Genomic DNA, 15,191 nt, shown 5'->3' with positions numbered 1-15,191 from the left:
CATGCACCTCGCCGCCGGCCGCGCCGCCCTGTTCCCCGCGCCCCTGGTCCTCACGCTGGGGCTGCTGCTGTCCACGCCGCTGTGGGTCGCGCAGGTCGGGCTCTACCAGTACCTGGCGCTCGAAATCATGATCTGGATGATGTTCGCGCTGGGCTTCAACCTGCTGCTCGGTTTCACGGGCTTGCCTTCCTTCGGCCACGGCGCCTACTTCGGCATCGGCGCCTATGCCTTCGGCCTGCTGCAGCTCAAGGTCTGGCCGAACCTGTGGTTCGACCTCGTCGGCGCGGTGCTGGTGGCGACCGCGCTGGGCGCGCTGGTGGCGCTGTTCATCTCGCACCGGCGCGGCATCTACTACGCGCTGCTGACCATCGCCTTCGGCCAGGTGTTCTGGTTCATCGCCAACAAGTGGCACACCGTGACCGGCGGCGAGGACGGCCTGCTCAACATCAAGCGCCTGCCGGCCGACTTCGGCTTCGTCTCGTTCAGCCTCGCGGACAACAACGCGCTGTTCTATTTCTGCCTGGCGGTGTTCGGGCTGGTGCTCGTCGGTCTCTGGCGGCTGGTGCATTCGCCGCTCGGGCGGGTGCTCAGCGCGATCAAGCAGAACGAGACCCGCGCCGCCTTCGTGGGCTACGACGTCTGGCTCTACAAGTGGCTCGCCTTCACGCTGTCGGCCGGCGTGGCGGGCCTGGCCGGCGCGCTGTTCGCGATGGCGCAGCAGTCGGCCTACCCGAACGTGATGAGCCTGCACAACTCGGGCTTCGTCGTGATGATGGTGCTGGTGGGCGGCGGGCTCGTGAGCTTCTGGGGACCGGTGATCGGCGCCGCCTTCTTCATCCTGGCGCGCGACCTGCTCGGGGTCTACACCGAGACCTGGCTGCTCTGGTATGGCCTGCTCTTCATGGCGCTCGTGATCTTCAAGCCCGACGGCATCGCGGGCATCTGGCAGGGCTGGATGGAAGCGCGACGGCGACGGCCGCCGCCGGCGTCTAGGAGCCCGAACGCCGCGGTCGGCGGCCCGGTGCCACTGGTCCAGGGAGGCGCAGATGAAGCTGTTTGAAGCCCGGGGCCTGTCCAAGCGCTTCGGCGACCAGGTGGTGCTCGAGGACATCACGCTGGGCTGCGACGAAGGCGAGCTGGTCGGCATCATGGGCCCCAACGGGGCCGGCAAGACCACCTGCTTCAACGTGCTCACCGGGCGCTATCGGCCCGACCGCGGCAGCGTGCATTTCGCGGGCCAGGACATCACGGGCCTGGCGCCGCGCGAGATCGCGCGCCGGGGCATCTCGCGCTCGTTCCAGATCATGAACCTGTTCGACGACTACTCGGCGCTCGACAACGTCCTGATCGCGACGCCGCAAGTGCGCCGGCAAGGTTTCAATCCCTGGCGCGACCTGGGCGCGGACAGCCGGGCGCAGGAACTGGCGGCGGCGGTGCTGGCGCGCGTCGGGCTGGCCGGAAAGGAGCGCGCGCAGGCCCGCAGCCTGTCGTACGGCGAGCGCCGCGCGCTCGAGATCGGCGTCGCGCTGGCCGCCGAGCCGCGCATGCTGTTCCTCGACGAGCCGACCGCCGGCCTCGGCGCCGAGGGCACCGCACGCCTGACCGAGCTGGTGGCGCAATTGCGCCGGCACCTGACCATCATGGTGATCGAGCACGACATGAAATTCCTGTTCGGCCTGGCCGACCGGATCTCGGTGATCCACTGGGGGCAGGTGATCGCGCAGGGCACGCCGGACGAACTGCGGCAGAACGAATGGGTGGCACGGTCCAACCTCGGGGTGCTCGCATGAACGCGGTCGTATCCGAACTGCGCGAACCGCCTGCCGCCCTCGATCGCCCGGCGCAGGCCTTGCTGTCCATCGACCGCATCGACACTTTCTACGGCGAGACCCAGGCTCTTTTCGACGTCTCGCTGCGGGTCGGCGCCGGCGAGGTGGTGGCGCTGCTGGGGCCGAACGGCGCCGGCAAGACCACCACGCTGCGCTCGATCCTCGGCCTGACGCCGGCGCGCGCGGGCCGCATCCGTTTCGACGGGCGCGAGATCACGCGGGCCTCGACGCACGAGATCGCGCGGGCCGGCGTCGGCTGGGTGCCGGACGACCGGCGCATCTTCCCGACGCTGACCGTGGCGCGCAACCTCGCGATCGCGCGCAAGAAGTCGCGCTTTCGCGCCTGGAGCGAGAAGGAGTGCTTCGAGATCTTCAGCGCGCTCGAGTACCTGATGCACCGCGAGTGCGAGAACCTCTCGGGCGGCGAGATGCAGATGGTCGCGATCTCGCGCGCGCTGCTCGGCTCGCCGGGACTGGTGCTGTTCGACGAGCCCAGCCAGGGCCTGGCGCCGAAGGTGGTGCAGGACGTGATGAAGACGATCACGCGGCTGAAGGCCGAGGGCGTCGCGGTGCTGGTGGTCGAGCAGAACGTGCAGAGCGCGCTCGAGGTGGCCGACCGCGTCTATGTGATGAACCTGGGCACGGTGGTCCACGAGGGCCCGGCGGAGGCGCTGCGCCGCGACGCCGCGCTGCGTCTTCGACTGTTGGGGGTATGACGGCATGAACCCACCGCTGCTCAGGGTCGAGAACATCGCCAAGCAATACGTCCGCGGCCTGCTGCGGCCGCAGGTCACCTTCGATCTCAACGCCGACTTCGAGGTCGCGCGGCCGGCGGTGGTCGGCGTGCTGGGGCCCAACGGCTCGGGCAAGACCACGCTGTTCGAGCTGATGACCGGCAGCAATCTGCCGAGCGCCGGCCGGGTGCTGGTCAACGGCCAGGACATCCACCGCGTGCGAACCCGCGAGCGCGACCGGCTCGCGATCCACTACCACCAGTCCTACCAGCTGCGCTCGTTCCAGCGCAACCGGCCGAACTTCATGCTCGACCGCGCGGCGAGCGATTCGCCGCTGGTGCACCTGTTCGACGAGCCGCAGTTCAACACCCAGGACGGCTATATCGGCTTCATGCTGGATTTCTTCCGCTCGCTCAAGTCCCGCGGCCGGCTGGTGTTCCTGTGCCTGCATCCCAACGAGCCGTATCACATCGACATCCTGCGCCAGAGCTGCGAGCGCTTCATCTTCGTCCAGAAGGGCAGGGTCACGCAGCTGCCGGACTTCGATGCGCTGATGGGCGACGAACGGGTGCGCGCCTACCTCGGCGCGGCGGCGGCCCCGCAGGGCAAGGAGTGCGCTTGAATTGAAACAAACTGCTACTGCACGTAACGGATAGGGCCTAAGCCATATGGACCCCGGCCCCTGATGGCCGTATCGTTTGCTAATACCTAAGTACTCCAATTGGCAAACGGGGGATTCCGTGCATCGGTCGAAAAGAGGAGAGCTGGCGAAGCTGCGGGGCGAGATGGTGCGCTGCCGTCTGGCGGTGGCCGCGGCCCGGGAGGAGATGATCGAGGCCCTCGGCGACTTCATGTGCGGCAGCGGGACGCCGCCGGGCCTGGAGGACGTGCGGGCCTTGAACTGCCTTTGCGAAGCCCTGGAAGAGGCCGAGGCGGCCTATGCGCGCCGCCTCGCGGCCCCGTCCGAGCTCCATCTCGGGAGCTTGCGGCGGCGGGTGGGCTGACAGAGCTTCAGAACGATCCGAACGCCGTCCCGAGCACGATCACCGCGATCAGGGCGATCAGCGCGCCCACGATGCCGACCATCACGATGTCGAAATAGCTCTCCCGGTGCTTGGTGCCGCAGACCGCGAGCAGCGTGACGACCGCGCCGTTGTGCGGCAGGCTGTCGAGCGTGCCGGCACCGATCACGGCCACCCGGTGCATTAGCGCCGGATCGAGGCCGGTGGTGGCGGCCAGTTCCATGAAAGTGCCGCCCAGGGCGTCGAGCGCGATCGTCAGGCCGCCGGAGGCCGAGCCGGTGAGGGCGGCGAGGATGTTGGTGGACAGCGCCAGCGACACCAGCGGTCCGCCGCCGATGCCGAGCACCCATTCGCGCACGATCTCGAAGGCCGGCATCGCGGCCACCACGGCGCCGAAGCCCACCAGGCTGGCCACGCAGACCACCGGCAGCACCGAGGCGTTGGCCCCGGCATCGACCGTGGCGCGCAGCGAGGGCAGGCGCTTCCAGTTCAGCGCCACCAGCACCGCCATCGCCGCGGCCAGTGCCACCAGCACCGCCCAGACGCCGCCGACATTGGCCAGGCCGATGCCGCCGAAGCGGGCCTCGGCGAGGTAGTCGGTGTCCATGCGCGGCAGCACCACCAGCGCCATCAGCAGGTTGACCACCACCACCACCACCAGCGGCATCAGCGCCACCACGATGCCGGGCTGGCTGCTGCCGTGCTGGCCCTGCTGGACCTCGGACGGGTCGAAGCTGCCGGCGGTGGTGGCGCGCTCGCGCACCACCGGATCTTCCGCGGCGTCTACGTGGGCGTCGGCGTTCTGGATGCCGAAGCTCTCGCCGGCCGCGCGGGCCTTGGCCTCCGCGCGCCGCAGCCACCACATGCCGAAGCCCAGCATGATCGCCGAGGCGATCACGCCAAGCCCGGGCGCCGCGAAGGCGGTGGTGCCGAAGAAGGGCATCGGGATCGCGTTCTGGATTGCCGGCGTGCCGGGCAGCGCCGACATCGTGAAGGTCGAGGTGCCGAGCGCGATCGCGGCCGGCATCAGCCGCGCCGGAATGTTGGCGGCGCGGAACAGCGCCTGAGCCATCGGCGCCAGCACGAAGAAGGCGACGAACAGGCTGACGCCGCCATAGGTGACCAGCGCACCGGCCAGCACCACGGCCAGCATGGCCCGCTTGGGCCCCAGCTTCTCGGTCATGAAGCGGGCGATGGTCTGGACCGAGCCGCTGTCGTCCATCAGCTTGCCGAACACCGCGCCGAGCAGAAAGAGCGGGAAGAACTGGGCCAGGAAGCCGGCCGCCGACCCCATGAAAGTCTGGGTCCAGTGGGCCAGCAGCGGCTCGCCCGCGAACAGCGCGGCGATCAGCGCCGCGGCCGGTGCCAGCACCAGCACGCTCCAGCCCCGGTAGGAGAGCCAGATCAGGAGGCCGAGGCCGAGGAAGATCCCTGCGAGTCCCATGCCTCAGACCCCTTCGAGCAGAGCGTCGAGGTCGAGTGTCGAGCGCTTGCCGATGTCGCCCTTGTGGGCGTCGAGGAAGGCTTGCGCCGAGCGCCGCCCTTCATCGCGCAGCTGGCACAGGAAGGGCCACTCCGAGATCATCTTCGAGGACGCCCCGAGCGCGAGCATGGCGTCGGTGGCAATGCGGTGGATGCGCATCCGGGCCCAGGCCGCGCCTTCGCCGTGCCCGGGATCGGCCACCTGGTGCAGCAGCGCGATCATGCGCAGCTCCTTGAGGAGCGGCGAGTTGAAGGACAGCTCGTTGAGCCGGTTGTTGATCTCGGTGGCGCTGCGCGGGATGCCCGCCCGTTCGACCGGATTGATCTGGATCAGCAGCGTGTCGCTCGACTGGCATTCGCGGATCAGCGGCGTCATGGTCGGATTGCCGGCGTAGCCGCCGTCCCAGTACGGGTCGCCGTCGATCTCCACCGCGTGGAACATGGTCGGCAGGCAGGCCGATGCCAGCAGTACCTCGGGCGTCAGCTCGGCATTGCGGAACACCCGGCCGCGGCCGGTGCGAACGTTGGTGGCGGTGACGAACAGCTTGATCGGCGAGGCCGTGAGGCGGTCGAAGTCGATCAGGTCGGCCAGGATGCCGCGCAGCGGATTCATGCCGCGCGGATTGATGTCGTAGGGCGACCACAGGCGCGTCGCCAGGTCGGCCGCAACGAAGGCCGGCGAATTCTCGAGGGTCCAGGTGCCGGTCAGCATGTCCATCCAGCTGCGCTTGAAGGGGCTGAACCTGGCGGCGTCGGAAACCCCGCGCCAGAACTTGTCGAGCGACTCGCGTGCGCCCTCGGCCCCGCCCACCGCGTGACCCGAAGCCAGGGCCGCGGCGTTCATCGCGCCGGCCGAGGTGCCGGAGATGCCATCGAGGCGCAGCCACGGCTCCTCGAGCAGGCGGTCGAGGACGCCCCAGGTGAAGGCGCCGTGCGAGCCGCCTCCCTGCAAGGCCAGGTCAATGGGAAAAGTCTTCAATCAGAACCTCCGAAGCGAAGCGTTGCCGCTGCTGAGCCGTTTCCTCGTCGCGAATCGAGTGGCGAGAGTGTCGGGCGGTGCCGTGTCCGCACGGTGTCAGCAGCAAGAAGTGCGCCCAGGAGGCGCGATGCGCCACTTTAAGTGAGCGGTGGTCGTTGCGGCAATGTCTTCGTGGCGCTTGCGCAAGCGCGCTTTTACGGCTGCTGAATCCGGTGCTGGCGGCGCCGAACGGCGCTCAGCCCGGGAGCCGGCGCACCACCACTGTTGCTTCGAGTCCTTCATAGGCTTCGGCATCGCCGTACCAGCTGCCCGAGATCGGCGCCGCCAGGGCCGGGTCGCGCGCCACGCCGACCCGGATCAGCTGGCTGCTCGCCATCAGGTTGTTGGTGGGATCGAAGGCGACCCAGCCGGCGCCCGGCAGGTAGGCGTGAAGCCAGGCGTGGGTGCTGCCCGAACCGGTGACCGCCTGGCCCGGCTCCGCCTCGCCGGTGTCGAGCGCCGCGTCGTAGAGATAGCCGGAGACGAAGCGCGTCGCGATGCCGAGCCGGCGCGCGGCTTCCATCATCAGCAGCGCGTAGTCGCGGCAGCTGCCGCTGCCGAGCGTGAGGGTCTGCAGCGGTGTCTGCGTGCCTTCCTCGTCGCGCGCGACATAGCGCAGGCTCTGGCCGACGTGCGCGTTCATGCGCGTCAGCACGTCGCGCGTGTTGTTCGGCTGGTCGGTGTGCAGGAACTGGTGTGCCCAGCGGATCAGCGTGCCGTCCGGATCGTCGTGATGCGGTCGCAGGTAGTGCTCGAGGTCGAGCCGCTCCTCCAGCGAGTAGGCGAAGGGCAGCACTTCGGCCGCAGGGTCCAGCGCGAGTTCGTCGATCGGCGTCGGCACATGCTCGATCGTGAACGAGCACACGATGCGCAACTCGGTCGCCTCGCCCATCGGCTGGACCAGCGCGACCGAATTGGAATGCGGATCCTGGATCATCCGGACATAGGCCTGGGGGCTGACCTCCAGGTCGGTGGCCAGCACCCGCAGGTCATGGCTGTCCCGCGGCCTGAACATCACGCGATGCAGCCCGAAGGTGACGGGCGTCTTGTAGCGGTAGACGGTGGTGTGGGTGATGTCGTAGCGGATGGCCATGGGGCATTGTCCCTCGGGCGCCCCGCGCTGCTCGACTACATTGCACTCGCCGATCCCGGCTCGGTCGCCCGGCGCGCATCGAGGGCCTGGGCGAGCTTGATCGGCAGCGGCAGCGGCTCGGCATGCCACTGCGCCGCCAGCAACTCGGCGCACAGCGTGGCGAAGCTCAGGCCGCGCGATCCGAGCGCGGTGCACAGCCAGATGCCATCGGCCGATCCGGATGACAGCGGCCCGACCAGCGGCCTGCGATCGGCCGAAGCGCAGCGCACGCCGGTCCAGGTCCCGGTCGCGCCGGATGCGAAGGCGGCATCGAGCTGCGCCGCTGCCTCGGGCAGCAGCCGGGCCAGCCGCTCGCGATTGAAGGCCGTGTCGGCGGCGCGCGGCGCGGCATCGGTGCTGTCGCGATCGAAGGTGGCGCCGGCGAGCCAGAGCCGGCCGTCGGCGGTGGGCACGCCGGCGATCAGATGGCCATCGCCATTCACGGGCGCCTCGGGCAAGCGTTGGGTGTCCGCCATGCGGCCCCATTCGACCTGGCCTCGCACCGGCTGCAGCGGATAGGCGGGCGCGAGGGCGCCGCTCTCGAAGCCGGCGGCGATCACGACGCGATCGGCCTCGGCGAGCAAGCGGTTGCCGGCGTCGCGCAGCGCCCAGCCGGCGGCCGGTTCGCCCGTTGCTTCGATGCGCGCCACGCGGCAGCCGGTTTCGACAAGCACGCCCGGTTGCGCGAGCCAGGCCTCGACCAGCCGCGCAGGGCGCACCCAGCCGGCGCGCGCATGCCAGAGCGCGAGGGCGTCGGCGGGCAGGCCCGCCGCGCGCAACCGCGCTTCGCCGGCCCGCCAGGATTCATTGGGGCCCATTTCGCTCCAGCCGGACGGCAGGCGGGCGTCGCCGGCGGCACGCCGCTCGAGCACGCCGCTGGCGCGCCAGTCGACGCCTTCCGCGAGCAGCGCCTCGAGTTGCTGCCAGGTCAGGCGGATGCCGGCCCGGGTCAGCCGCGAGAGCAGCGCGTCATCGGGCGACACATGCGGCGCCAGCATGCCGGCCGGCAGGCTCGACGCACCCGCTGCGGGACGCTGCGCGGCATCGAGCACCCGCACCTGCCAGCCGCGCCTCGCCAGGCTCGCGGCCACTGCGGCGCCGGCCAGCCCGGCACCGATCACCGCGCAGCGGCCTGGCGTGGCAGGGGGCGGCGCTGCCGGCCCGCGGCGCCGCGGCTCCCAGGCCGGCTCGAAAACGCCCTGCAGGCAGTCGCGCTTGGGCGGCAGCCCCGGTGACCTGGTCAATCGGAACCCGCTTTGCGCCAGCGCGTCGCAGACCGACCGGGCGATCGTCCAGGTGGCGATGCGGGTGCCGCGCCGTGCGAAGCGCGACACCGCCTTCAGCGTGTCGGCCGACCACATGGCCGGATTGCGCTGCGGGCTGAAGCCGTCGAGGAATATCGCGTCGGCCTCGAAGCGCTGGGCCCGCAGCATCGGCTGCACGTCGCCGATGCACAGCGTGAGCAGCACCTGTCCGCCAGCGAAGCCAAGGCGATGGAAGCCCGGCAGCAGGCCGTGCCATTGCGCCGCCAGCATTTCGGCCAGCGGCAGCAGATCCGGATAGGCGCCGGCCGCGCGCAGCAGATCCTCGCGCGAGACCGGAAAGGCTTCGATCGAGACGAAATGCAGCAGCCGCGGCCGCTGCGGGTCTTCGCGCCAGGCGTGCCAGGCTGTCAGGAAATTGAGGCCGAAACCGAAGCCGGTTTCGAGAATCCGCCATTGCGCCTGGCCGGCCCAGGCCGCAGGCAGTCCGCAGCCGCCCAGGAACACATGGCGGGCCTGTGCCGGCGCGCCGCTCTCGGAGTGGTAGATGTCATCGAAGCGCGCGCTGCGCGGAATGCCGTCGGCGCGCCAGTCGACGGGCTCGGCCATCGCGCGCGAGAACCCGGGGCTCAGGCGGCGGGCGGCGGCACGTAACCCTGAGCGACGTCGGCGCCATCGCCGAAGAAGTGCTTTTCCATCTGCCGCGCCAGGTACTGGCGGGCGCGTGCATCGGCGAGGTTCAGGCGGTTCTCGTTGACCAGCATCGTCTGCTGCTTGAGCCAGGCGGCCCAGGCCTCCTTGCTGACGTTCTCCCACAGGCGCTTGCCGAGTTCGCCCGGATAGGGCGGGAAATCGAGGCCTTCGGCCTCTTTGCCGAGCTTGATGCACTGGACCATGCGTGCCATTTGGATGCCTTTGTGGGTGTCTTAGTTGATTTCGTTATTTGGAAGTGAGAACTCAGTCGTTCGCTATTCCATATGCCGTATCCAGAATACGTGACTTCAGCGTTATGCCATTTACGAGCACAAGACCATGAGCCTTCGCCGCGACTTTATCAAGCTTTCCCTCGGTGCCGCCGCCGCAGCCAGCATCGCCCTGACGGCAATGCCGTCGTTCGCCCAAAGCGTGACCCTGCTCAACGTCTCCTACGACCCGACGCGCGAACTCTACGTCGACTACAACCAGGTCTTCGCCAAGTACTGGAAGGCCAAGACCGGCCAGGACGTGACGATCAAGCAGTCGCATGGCGGCTCGGGCAAGCAGGCGCGCTCGATCATCGACGGCATCGACGCCGATGTCGCGACCTTGGCGCTGGCCGGCGACACCGATGCGCTCGTCACGCATGGCGGCCTGGTCAAGCCCGACTGGCAGAAGCGCCTGCCGCACAACTCGGCCCCCTACACCTCGACCATCGTCTTCCTGGTCAAGAAGGGCAATCCCAAGGGCCTGAAGGACTGGGACGACCTGGTCAAGCCCGGCGTGCAGGTGATCACGCCGAACCCGAAGACCTCGGGCGGCGCGCGCTGGAACTACCTGGCGGCCTGGGAGTTCGCCAAGCGCAAGTACGGCGGCGATGCCAAGGCCAAGGAATTCGTCGGCAACCTCTACAAGAACGTGCCTGTGCTCGACACCGGCGCCCGCGGCTCGACGATCACCTTCGTCCAGCGCGGCGTCGGCGACGTGCTGCTGGCCTGGGAGAACGAGGCCTACCTGGCGCTGAAGGAATTCGGCGCCGACAAGTTCGACATCGTGGCGCCTTCGATCAGCATCCTGGCCGAACCGACCGTGACCGTGGTCGACAAGGTGGTCGACAAGAAGGGCACGCGCGCCGTGGCCGAGGAGTACCTCAAGTACCTGTACTCCGACGAAGGCCAGGACGTGGCGGGCCGCAACTTCTACCGCCCGACCTCCGAGAAGGCGAAGGCCAAGTACGCGAGCCAGTTCCCCAAGCTCACGCTGTTCACGATCGACGACGCCTTCGGCGGCTGGGCCCAGGCCGACAAGACGCACTTCGCTGACGGCGGCACCTTCGACCAGATCTACCTGGCCAAGAAGTAAGCCGCACCCAAGGTTGCCGATGTCCGTTCTCCTGATAGCCGGAAGCCCCTCGGCACCCTCGCGATCCGCCGTGCTGCTCGACGCGGTGGCGGCACGGCTCGCCGAGCGCGATGTGCCGGTCGAGCGGCTCGCGATCCGCGAACTCGCGGCCCATGCGCTGCTGCTCGGCGAGGCCTCGCATCCTTCGGTGCAGCGCGCCGTCGAACAGCTGCGGCGCGCCGACGTGGTCGTGATCGCGACGCCGGTCTACAAGGCCGCCTACAGCGGCGTGCTCAAGGTGTTTCTCGACCTGCTGCCGCAGTCGGCGCTCAAGGGCAAGACCGTGCTTCCGCTGGCCACCGGCGGCAGTCCGCACCACATGCTGGCGCTCGACTATGCGCTGCGCCCGGTGCTGCAGTCGCTGGCGGCGCGCCATATCCTGCCGGGCGTCTATGCGACCGATGGCCAGGTCACGCTGCAGCCCGAAGGCGCCTACCAGCTGCAATCCGAGCTGGCCCAGCGGCTCGACGATGCGGTCGAGACGCTGGCCAGCGAAGGCCTCCGGCTGCCGCCGGCCTGGGGCTTCGAGCCGGTCGATTTCTCGCGCGTCCGATGTAGCGTCTGACTGTCCGGCGCCGGCCCCGCGCGGCGCCGCCTCCATTCAACAACCCCGATCCCGATTCGAAACGCCGCTCTCGCGGCGCGGGACTTTCTTTGCCCGAAAGAAACGCATGCCGCCCGTTCTCACCGACGACTTCCAAGCCCCGCGCCCGCTGCGCCAGGCGCTCGCCGACCTCGCGATCAGCCTGCTGGTGGTGGCCGCGCTCGCGCTCGTCACCGGCTTGCTGGCGACCCCGTTCGCGCCGCTGTGATTTGCGCAGCCTGAATGAAAGCACTCTCATGAACCCGCATTCCTCGATCCGCCGACGGCTTCTTCAAGTCAGCGCAGCCGCGCTGGCACTGCCGGCGCTTTCCTCTTTCGCCCAGGCTCCCGCTCGCACCCTGCGCATCGGCCACCAGAAGGGCAACCTGAGCCTGCTCAAGGGCCGCGGCACGCTCGAAAAGCGCCTCGCGCCGCTGGGCGTGGCCATCAAGTGGACCGAGTTCAGCGCCGGCCCGGTGCAGCTCGAGGCACTCAATGTCGGCTCGATCGACTTCGGCGATGTCGGCGAGGCGCCGCCGATCTTCGCGCAGGCCGCCGGGGCGCCGCTGGCCTACGTGGCGGCGACCGTGACCCGTCCGCAGTCCGAGGCGGTGATCGTGCCGAAGGCGTCGACGATCCAGTCGGTCAAGGACCTCAAGGGCAGGAAGGTCGCGCTCAACAAGGGCAGCAACGTCCACTACTTCCTGGTCAAGCTGCTCGAGAAGCACGGCCTTGCCTACGGCGACGTCAACGTCGTCTTCCTGCCGCCGGCGGATGCCCGCGCGGCGTTCGAGAAGGGCTCGATCGACGCCTGGGTGATCTGGGACCCGTTCCTGGCGGCGGCGCAGAAGACGCTCGATGCGAGGCTGCTGGTCGACGCCACCGGCGTGGTCGGCAACCGGGCCTTCTATTTCTCGTCGCTCGACTATGCGGGCAAGAACGCCGATGTGATCAAGGTCCTGATCGAGGAACTCGACAAGGTCGACCAGTGGGGCGAGGCCAACAAGGGTGCCTTCGCGGCCGAACTCGCAGCGCTCTGGGGCCTGCCGCAGCCGGTGGTCGACCTGTCGGTGTCGCGCACCCGGTTCGGCACCGGGCCGATCACCAAGGCGATCCTCGGCGAGCAGCAGCAGATCGCCGACACCTTCCTCGCGCTCGGCCTGATCCCCAGGAAGATCAATCTGCTCGAAGCCGCCGTCTGAGGTGCCCATGCAAGTTTTCTGGTTCCTCCCCACCCACGGCGACAGCCGCTACCTCGGCACCACCGAGGGCGCGCGCGCGGTCGATCTCGACTATCTGCAGCAGATCGCCGGCGCCGCCGACTCGCTCGGCTACGAGGGCGTGCTGATCCCGACCGGCCGTTCCTGCGAGGACCCCTGGGTCATCGCATCGAGCCTGATCGGCGCCACGCGGCGGCTCAAGTTCCTGGTCGCGGTGCGGCCCGGACTGCACCAGCCCAGCCTGGCCGCGCGCATGGCGGCGACCTTCGACCGGCTCTCGGGCGGGCGGGTGCTGGTGAACCTGGTCACCGGCGGCGACCAGGCCGAACTCGAAGGCGACGGCGTGTTCCAGGACCATGCTTCGCGCTACGAGCAGTCGGCCGAGTTCATCCGCATCTGGCGCGAGATCATCGCGCGCAGCCACGACGGCGGGAGTTTCGACTTCGAGGGCAAGCACCTGAGCGTGAAGGGCGCCAAGCTCCTGTTCCCGCCGACGCAGAAGCCGCATCCGCCGGTGTGGTTCGGCGGCTCGTCGGCCGCGGCCCACGAGCTCGCCGCCGAGCAGGTCGATGCCTATCTGACCTGGGGCGAGCCGCCCGCCGAAGTCGCGAAGAAGATCGCCGACGTGCGCCAGCGTGCAGAGCGCAAGGGCAGGGCGCCGAAGTTCGGCATCCGCCTGCACGTGATCGTGCGCGATACCGAGGACGAAGCCTGGCGCGCCGCCGAGTCGCTGATCAGCCGGGTCGACGACGCGACCGTGGCGCGTGCCCAGGCCGCGTTCGCTCGCATGGATTCCGAGGGCCAGCGGCGCATGGCGGCGCTGCATGCGGGCGGTGTCAGGCGCACGCGCGAAGAGCTCGAGATCAGCCCCAACCTGTGGGCCGGCGTCGGCCTGGTGCGCGGCGGCGCGGGCACGGCGCTGGTGGGCGATGCGAAGACCGTCGCGGCGCGCATCGAGGAGTACGCAGCGCTGGGCATCGACAACTTCATCCTGTCGGGCTATCCGCATCTGGAGGAGTCCTATCGCTTCGCCGAACTGGTGTTCCCGCTGCTGCCGCGCAAGCAGCGGCCGGGCCTGCCGGGGCAGGTGCTGAGCGGGCCCTTCGGTGAAGTGGTCGCCAATCTCGACGCGCCTTCGCGCCTCGCTTCCCAGAGTTGAAGGACTCCCCATGAATCAACAAGTACAAAGCCTGCCGGTGGCCGCGCCGTCGCTGGGCGCGTTCCGCGGCTTCGCCTTCGGCGTCGCCCGGCGCCTGCTGCCATGGCTGGTGCCCGTCGGGCTCATCGTCGTCTGGCAGATCGCCTCGTCGCTCGGCTGGTTGTCGACGCGCGTGCTGCCGGCGCCGGTCGACGTGGTCAAGGCCGCGTGGCGGCTGGCTGCATCGGGCGAACTGTGGACCCATGTCAAGGTGAGCGCGGCACGGGCATTGACCGGGCTGGCGATCGGCGGCGGCCTCGGGCTGGTGCTGGGCCTGCTGACCGGCTCCGTGAAAGTGGCCGAGACGCTGCTCGATTCGACCTTGCAGATGGTGCGCAACATTCCGGCGCTGGCCCTGATTCCGCTGGTGATCCTGTGGTTCGGCATCGACGAGTCGGCCAAGCTGTTCCTGATCGCGGTGTCGGTCTTCTTCCCGATCTACCTCAACACCTTCCACGGCATCCGCAATGTCGATCCGCAGCTGATCGAGATGGGGCGCACCTATGGCCTGACCCGCTGGCAGCTCTACAAGGAGGTCATCTTGCCCGGCGCGATGTCCTCGATCCTGGTCGGACTGCGCTTCTCGCTCGGACTCATGTGGGTGATCCTGATCGTGGCCGAGACGATCTCGGCGCAGTCGGGCATCGGCTACCTGACGATGAACGCCCGCGAGTTCCTGCAGACCGACATCGTGCTGGTCGGCATCCTGTTGTACGCGCTGCTCGGCAAGCTGGCCGACCTGCTGGCGCGCGGCCTCGAACGCGGCTGGCTGCGCTGGCACCCGGCCTACGGAGCGGCGAAATGAGCGGGGGCGTTCGGCTCGACATCCGCGGCCTGTCGAAGCGCTATGGCGAGCGCGAAGTGCTGCGCAACACGCAACTGGCCATCGAGCCCGGCCAGTTCATCGCCATCGTCGGCCGCAGCGGCTGCGGCAAGAGCACGCTGCTGCGATTGGTCGCCGGTCTGGAGCCGGCTTCCGAAGGCGCGCTCTTCACCGACGGCAAGCCGGTCGAGGGATTGCACGACGACACCCGGATCATGTTCCAGGAGGCACGCCTGCTGCCATGGCGCCGGGTGATCGACAACGTCGCGCTGGGCCTGCCCGACGCCGACCGCGCCCGTGGCCGGGAGGTGCTGGCGCAGGTCGGCCTGGCCGAGCGCAGCGGCGAATGGCCGGCGCGCCTGTCGGGCGGCCAGCGCCAGCGCGTGGCGCTGGCCCGGGCGCTGGTGCACCAGCCCAAGCTGCTGCTGCTCGACGAGCCGCTGGGTGCGCTCGATGCGCTGACCCGGATCGAGATGCACCGCCTGATCGAGAGCCTGTGGCTGCGTCATCGCTTCACCGCGCTGCTGGTGACGCACGACGTGCAGGAGGCGGTGGCGCTGGCCGATCGCGTGATCCTGATCGAGGACGGCCGCATCGCGCTGGACGAGAACATCGCGCTGGCGAGGCCGCGCTCCCAGGGTGATCCGGCCTTCGCGGCGATCGAGAAACGCATCCTCGATCGCGTGCTGCAGAAGCCCGACGCCGAACCCGCCAACGACACCCCTTGGACCGATGGGCCCGCGCACGTCCTGCGCTGGGCCGTGTGAGTCCAGGTTCATTTTCCAATCCGA

The 15,191-nt window shown here is 69.2% G+C and carries 17 protein-coding genes; 12 read left to right on the top strand and 5 right to left on the bottom strand.

Annotation, left to right across the window (positions count from 1 at the left end):
- Position 1 precedes the first annotated feature (1 nt).
- From QTI45_RS21425 to QTI45_RS21405, 5 genes are all read left to right on the top strand, one after another.
- Positions 2 to 1,060 carry a branched-chain amino acid ABC transporter permease gene (locus QTI45_RS21425; protein WP_286655825.1) on the top strand — a complete coding sequence of 353 codons (1,059 nt, stop codon included), beginning with the start codon at positions 2 to 4 and terminating at the stop codon, positions 1,058 to 1,060.
- Positions 1,047 to 1,790, top strand: a complete 744-nt coding sequence (locus QTI45_RS21420; protein ID WP_286367974.1) for an ABC transporter ATP-binding protein — start codon at positions 1,047 to 1,049, stop codon at positions 1,788 to 1,790. Before QTI45_RS21425 ends, QTI45_RS21420 begins: the two co-directional genes overlap by 14 nt.
- Positions 1,787 to 2,545 carry an ABC transporter ATP-binding protein gene (locus QTI45_RS21415; RefSeq protein ID WP_286655824.1) on the top strand — a complete coding sequence of 253 codons (759 nt, stop codon included), beginning with the start codon at positions 1,787 to 1,789 and terminating at the stop codon, positions 2,543 to 2,545. Before QTI45_RS21420 ends, QTI45_RS21415 begins: the two co-directional genes overlap by 4 nt.
- A 4-nt stretch (positions 2,546 to 2,549) precedes the next feature.
- The gene (locus QTI45_RS21410; protein ID WP_286655823.1) at positions 2,550 to 3,185 is read left to right on the top strand and encodes an ATP-binding cassette domain-containing protein; all 636 of its coding nucleotides are present in this window, start codon (positions 2,550 to 2,552) and stop codon (positions 3,183 to 3,185) included.
- 163 nt (positions 3,186 to 3,348) lie between these two features.
- Positions 3,349 to 3,567, top strand: a complete 219-nt coding sequence (locus QTI45_RS21405) for a hypothetical protein (protein WP_286655822.1) — start codon at positions 3,349 to 3,351, stop codon at positions 3,565 to 3,567.
- Positions 3,568 to 3,574: 7 nt separating this feature from the next.
- Here the strand turns inward: QTI45_RS21405 and QTI45_RS21400 are convergent, their stop codons facing one another.
- The 5 genes from QTI45_RS21400 to QTI45_RS21380 all read right to left on the bottom strand — a co-directional run bounded on the left by QTI45_RS21400 (position 3,575) and on the right by QTI45_RS21380 (position 9,384).
- Positions 3,575 to 5,029 carry a GntP family permease gene (locus tag QTI45_RS21400; RefSeq protein ID WP_286655821.1) on the bottom strand — a complete coding sequence of 485 codons (1,455 nt, stop codon included), beginning with the start codon at positions 5,027 to 5,029 and terminating at the stop codon, positions 3,575 to 3,577.
- Positions 5,030 to 5,032: 3 nt separating this feature from the next.
- Positions 5,033 to 6,046 carry a patatin-like phospholipase family protein gene (locus tag QTI45_RS21395; protein WP_286367969.1) on the bottom strand — a complete coding sequence of 338 codons (1,014 nt, stop codon included), beginning with the start codon at positions 6,044 to 6,046 and terminating at the stop codon, positions 5,033 to 5,035.
- Between the two features lie 235 nt (positions 6,047 to 6,281).
- Positions 6,282 to 7,178, bottom strand: coding sequence for a transglutaminase family protein (locus QTI45_RS21390; protein WP_286367968.1), 897 nt, complete (start codon positions 7,176 to 7,178; stop codon positions 6,282 to 6,284).
- A gap of 35 nt (positions 7,179 to 7,213) precedes the next feature.
- Positions 7,214 to 9,088, bottom strand: coding sequence for a bifunctional tRNA (5-methylaminomethyl-2-thiouridine)(34)-methyltransferase MnmC2/FAD-dependent 5-carboxymethylaminomethyl-2-thiouridine(34) oxidoreductase MnmC1 (gene mnmC / locus QTI45_RS21385; RefSeq protein WP_286655820.1), 1,875 nt, complete (start codon positions 9,086 to 9,088; stop codon positions 7,214 to 7,216).
- A gap of 20 nt (positions 9,089 to 9,108) precedes the next feature.
- Positions 9,109 to 9,384, bottom strand: coding sequence for an oxidative damage protection protein (locus tag QTI45_RS21380; RefSeq protein WP_286367966.1), 276 nt, complete (start codon positions 9,382 to 9,384; stop codon positions 9,109 to 9,111).
- A 127-nt stretch (positions 9,385 to 9,511) separates the two neighbouring features.
- Here QTI45_RS21380 and QTI45_RS21375 point away from each other — a divergent pair, with 127 nt between their 5' ends.
- The 7 genes from QTI45_RS21375 (at position 9,512) to QTI45_RS21345 (ending at position 15,167) form a co-directional block, all read left to right on the top strand.
- Positions 9,512 to 10,537: a sulfate ABC transporter substrate-binding protein gene (locus QTI45_RS21375; protein WP_286655819.1), complete on the top strand. Its 1,026-nt coding sequence runs from the start codon at positions 9,512 to 9,514 to the stop codon at positions 10,535 to 10,537.
- A gap of 19 nt (positions 10,538 to 10,556) precedes the next feature.
- Positions 10,557 to 11,141, top strand: a complete 585-nt coding sequence (gene ssuE / locus QTI45_RS21370) for an NADPH-dependent FMN reductase (protein WP_286367964.1) — start codon at positions 10,557 to 10,559, stop codon at positions 11,139 to 11,141.
- A 106-nt stretch (positions 11,142 to 11,247) separates the two neighbouring features.
- On the top strand, positions 11,248 to 11,388 hold the full coding sequence (locus QTI45_RS21365; protein WP_286655818.1) for a hypothetical protein: 141 nt from the start codon (positions 11,248 to 11,250) through the stop codon (positions 11,386 to 11,388).
- Between the two features lie 28 nt (positions 11,389 to 11,416).
- On the top strand, positions 11,417 to 12,361 hold the full coding sequence (locus tag QTI45_RS21360; RefSeq protein ID WP_286367962.1) for a sulfonate ABC transporter substrate-binding protein: 945 nt from the start codon (positions 11,417 to 11,419) through the stop codon (positions 12,359 to 12,361).
- Between the two features lie 7 nt (positions 12,362 to 12,368).
- Complete coding sequence (ssuD, locus tag QTI45_RS21355) at positions 12,369 to 13,538, top strand: FMNH2-dependent alkanesulfonate monooxygenase (protein ID WP_286655817.1); 1,170 nt, start codon at positions 12,369 to 12,371, stop codon at positions 13,536 to 13,538.
- A gap of 10 nt (positions 13,539 to 13,548) precedes the next feature.
- Entirely contained in the window at positions 13,549 to 14,382 is an 834-nt protein-coding gene (gene ssuC / locus QTI45_RS21350; protein ID WP_286367960.1) for an aliphatic sulfonate ABC transporter permease SsuC, read from the top strand.
- Positions 14,379 to 15,167 carry an ATP-binding cassette domain-containing protein gene (locus tag QTI45_RS21345; RefSeq protein ID WP_286655816.1) on the top strand — a complete coding sequence of 263 codons (789 nt, stop codon included), beginning with the start codon at positions 14,379 to 14,381 and terminating at the stop codon, positions 15,165 to 15,167. The genes ssuC and QTI45_RS21345 overlap by 4 nt, the downstream gene beginning before the upstream one ends.
- Positions 15,168 to 15,191: the final 24 nt, after the last annotated feature.

The organism is Variovorax saccharolyticus, assembly GCF_030316765.1.
GTDB classification, from domain to species: domain Bacteria; phylum Pseudomonadota; class Gammaproteobacteria; order Burkholderiales; family Burkholderiaceae_C; genus Variovorax; species Variovorax saccharolyticus.
The sequence above is the reverse complement of the archived record's forward strand: the minus strand, read 5'-3'. Positions and strand labels throughout refer to the sequence as shown.